The sequence below is a fragment of the Mixta mediterraneensis genome (genome assembly GCF_030283135.1).
Taxonomy (GTDB): Bacteria; Pseudomonadota; Gammaproteobacteria; order Enterobacterales; family Enterobacteriaceae; genus Pantoea; species Pantoea mediterraneensis.
In genome coordinates this window covers 1-3,115 of sequence record NZ_JASUAZ010000096.1, presented here as the reverse complement: position 1 = coordinate 3,115, position 3,115 = coordinate 1, and the positions used below count along the sequence as shown (strand labels likewise).

The following is a 3,115-nucleotide window of genomic DNA, read 5'->3' as shown; positions in this document are numbered from 1 at the left end:
TACGCTTTCCTCCTGCAGAGTCAACTTCTTTCTGAGAAGTTTTTCTCCGGCGGCTCAGTCTCCCGAACCTGCCAGCACGTCATACCGTAAGCCGGTGTGCCGTGTCAGTGGAGGCGCATTATAGGGATCCGATTTCACAGCACAAGCCTTTTTTTAGATCTTTTTTCTGAGTGGCGAGAAAGCGCTCAGATTGATGATATCGCCATCGATCTCAAGCAAAAACCCCTTGTCTGCCGTTCGAAAACGCACCAGGCTGACAAGAAATAGAGTAAAGGAGAACCTGCATGTCATCAGCTTTACGTTCCTATAAACGTCTTTTCCCGAAAACAGGTCAGCGGGTAATGGTAGATCCTGCCAGCGTTATCGTTGGCGATGTTATTATGGGAGATGATGTCAGCATCTGGCCATTAGTGGCTATCCGCGGTGATGTGAACCAGGTGCGTATTGGCGCACGCAGTAACATACAGGATGGCAGCGTTCTACATGTCACGCATAAATCTGCGGCAAATCCAGCAGGCTTCCCGCTTATTATTGGCGACGATGTCACGGTTGGGCATAAAGCGATGCTGCACGGCTGCACTATTGGCAACCGCGTGTTAATTGGTATGGGATCGATTTTGTTAGATGGGGTAATAGTAGAAGACGATGTAATGATCGGTGCCGGAAGTTTAGTTCCGCCAGGTAAACGCCTGGAAAGCGGTTATCTTTATTTAGGCAGCCCAGTCAGGCAAGTCAGGCCGCTTAATGAAGTAGAAATCGAAGGTTTACTTTATTCTGCCCGAAACTATGTCGGCTGGAAAAATGATTACCTGACCGAAAGCCAAACCCAACCCTGACTATCCACATTGTCTTGATGGATACAGGCTTCGGCTTCTTCTTCAATATCCCAGCGATGGTTGTTAAAAAGCGTTATCGCGTCGCCATCACCAAAACGTCGTTTTAACATCTCAATATTAATGGCACAGGTCAAACCTATGCCATTTACCATAACGGGAAAACAGACAGCGTTTAGCTCAGGATCAAAATACTCACGATCGGGAAACTGTATCGCCTGATTCATAACAACATTTCCCGCTGCAGAGATTCAATCACTGGGACAATATCGGGCATAACGCCATGCCATAAATGAAATGCATGAGCCGCTTGTCCCACCAGCATTCCCAGACCGTCAGCTAAATGAAGTGCGCCTTGCTGCTGGCACCAGTTTAAGAAAGGTGTCTGACCAACCTGATAAAACATGTCATAGCAACGTATTCCAGAATGTATTAATGACGCTGGCAATGGCGGTATTTGTCCGTTAATACCACTAGACGTAGCATTGATGATGAGTTCAAACCCTTTATTTTCTAATTGTTCGAAGCCGCAGGCATCAATTGCGCCACTATGCTGAAAAATATTAGCCAGCTCTACGGCGCGTGCCTGCGTACGGTTCGTCACCGTAAGTGCAACACCTAAAGAGAGCAGCGGCAGAATGACACCGCGCGCAGCGCCGCCCGCACCGACAAGCAAAACTCTGTCTCCCGGTTTGATCATGGACAGACGTTCAAGATCGCTTAATAAGCCAATACCATCCGTATTGTCGCCAAGGCAGCTTCCATCTTTGCGCTTCTTTAAGGTATTTACCGCGCCTGAAAGAGCAGCGCGTTCACTCAGCTCATCGGCAAGCCCCCATGCCAGCTGTTTAAAAGGCAACGTTATATTTGCCCCCACGCCACTTTGAGCGAAAAACTCAGCCAGCGCCTGCGGAAATCCATCAAGCGGGGCACAAACGCGTCCGTATCGATGGTCAATCCCCGTCTGTTGCGCAAAAGCCTGATGAATCAGCGGGGACTTACTGTGATTAATGGGATTACCAAAAACAGCATAATTATTCATAACTTATCCCTGACGTATAAGTTCGCCGGTAATGACATCGCGAATTTCAGAAGGATTTTTTCGCCCTCCTGTCTCTCCTTGCAAAACAGGAAAACCAGGACCGAACTGCAATTTTACCTCTTCTACCGTGCGACAAGGCGGCTGCCCTGAAAGATTGGCGCTGGTTGATACGAGGGGTTTACCAAAGGCGCGACATAAAGCTTGTACATCAGGATGATCGCTAACACGTATAGCCAGTGAATCAAATTGTCCAGTCAGCCAGCGCGGCGTATGCAGCGGAACCGGTACGACAAATGTTACCGGCCCAGGCCAGCAGGCAAACATCCGCTCTCGCTGGATAACCGAAAGCTCGCGATCGGAAACATAAGGTTCCAGTTGGTCGTAATCGGCAGCAATCAGGATCAGCCCTTTTTCGACAGGCCGTCTTTTAAGGGCCAAAAGCGCCATTACGGCATTTTCACTATCAGGATCGCAACCAAGGCCAAAAACGGCTTCAGTAGGATAGGCGATCACAGCATGGCGATTAAGGTAACTGACGCAATCATTTAGCGAGCCGGGAAGCAGTGGATTATGCATATTGGACTCTTAATTTTCTTCCGGGATTGGTTTGCCGCAGCTTTTACTGGCGCAGAATCGCCTTATACCCTGCGCTGTCTTTTTCTCAACTAGTAACGGGAACTGACAAAACGGACAAACTCCCGCAACAGGTATGAAATTTATTGCAAACTGGCAAGACGGATAGCGATCACAGGCATGAAACATTTTGCCGTAGCGGGATCGACGCTGCACAAGCTTACCATCCTGACATTGTGGGCAATTAATGGTTGTCTCTTCTGGTTTATCAATCACTTCTGTGTAATCGCATACTGGATAATGGCTGCAACCGATAAACATACCATAACGCCCCTGACGCAGGACTATATCCGCGCCACAGTGCGGACATGCATGGCCTTCCAACACTTTAACCACGTGTCCGTCAGCCTGATTCTTTAAGGGACGAATATAATCGCAACCAGGATAATTCACGCAACCCAGAAATGGACCATGTTTGCCAGAGCGAATAACAACGCCTGCCCCGCAAGCAGGGCAGGGATCGTGTTTACGCACAGCGAAGAGTACAGGTTTACTCATAACGATAAATAGATGAAAGGAATTTAATGCAGCATACCTTCATTGGCGTCGAATAGCAGTTCTTCCATCTGCTGATATGCGTTTTCACACCCGGGGATATTGAATAATA

5 protein-coding genes and 1 pseudogene are annotated in these 3,115 nt (G+C 48.3%); 1 reads left to right on the top strand and 5 read right to left on the bottom strand.

Annotated features, from left to right (window positions below):
* Window positions 1-284: 284 nt before the first annotated feature.
* Window positions 285-836: a gamma carbonic anhydrase family protein gene (locus QRY16_RS21630; protein WP_193405666.1), complete on the top strand. Its 552-nt coding sequence runs from the start codon at window positions 285-287 to the stop codon at window positions 834-836.
* Here the strand turns inward: QRY16_RS21630 and QRY16_RS21625 are convergent.
* The 5 genes and pseudogenes from QRY16_RS21625 to QRY16_RS21605 all read right to left on the bottom strand — a co-directional run.
* Window positions 806-1,060 (bottom strand): DUF1488 family protein, encoded by a 255-nt coding sequence (locus tag QRY16_RS21625; RefSeq protein WP_193405665.1) that lies wholly within the window; start codon window positions 1,058-1,060, stop codon window positions 806-808. The genes QRY16_RS21630 and QRY16_RS21625 overlap by 31 nt on opposite strands.
* The gene (gene aroE, locus QRY16_RS21620; RefSeq protein ID WP_289778014.1) at window positions 1,057-1,875 is read right to left on the bottom strand and encodes a shikimate dehydrogenase; all 819 of its coding nucleotides are present in this window, start codon (window positions 1,873-1,875) and stop codon (window positions 1,057-1,059) included. The genes QRY16_RS21625 and aroE overlap by 4 nt, the downstream gene beginning before the upstream one ends.
* Window positions 1,876-1,878: 3 nt before the next feature.
* Window positions 1,879-2,451, bottom strand: a complete 573-nt coding sequence (gene tsaC / locus QRY16_RS21615; protein ID WP_289778013.1) for an L-threonylcarbamoyladenylate synthase type 1 TsaC — start codon at window positions 2,449-2,451, stop codon at window positions 1,879-1,881.
* A gap of 9 nt (window positions 2,452-2,460) precedes the next feature.
* Window positions 2,461-3,006, bottom strand: a complete 546-nt coding sequence (locus tag QRY16_RS21610) for a DNA topoisomerase family protein (protein ID WP_289778012.1) — start codon at window positions 3,004-3,006, stop codon at window positions 2,461-2,463.
* A gap of 23 nt (window positions 3,007-3,029) precedes the next feature.
* Window positions 3,030-3,115 (bottom strand): annotated as a pseudogene (locus tag QRY16_RS21605) (hypothetical protein); the annotation flags it as partial.

Bases quoted from the DNA above. Each gene is read 5' to 3' on its own strand.
- QRY16_RS21630 (WP_193405666.1), top strand. From the start codon at position 285: ATGTCATCAGCTTTACGTTCCTATAAACGTCTTTTCCCGAAAACAGGT.
- QRY16_RS21625 (WP_193405665.1), bottom strand. From the start codon at position 1,060: ATGAATCAGGCGATACAGTTTCCCGATCGTGAGTATTTTGATCCTGAG.
- aroE (WP_289778014.1), bottom strand. From the start codon at position 1,875: ATGAATAATTATGCTGTTTTTGGTAATCCCATTAATCACAGTAAGTCC.
- tsaC (WP_289778013.1), bottom strand. From the start codon at position 2,451: ATGCATAATCCACTGCTTCCCGGCTCGCTAAATGATTGCGTCAGTTAC.
- QRY16_RS21610 (WP_289778012.1), bottom strand. From the start codon at position 3,006: ATGAGTAAACCTGTACTCTTCGCTGTGCGTAAACACGATCCCTGCCCT.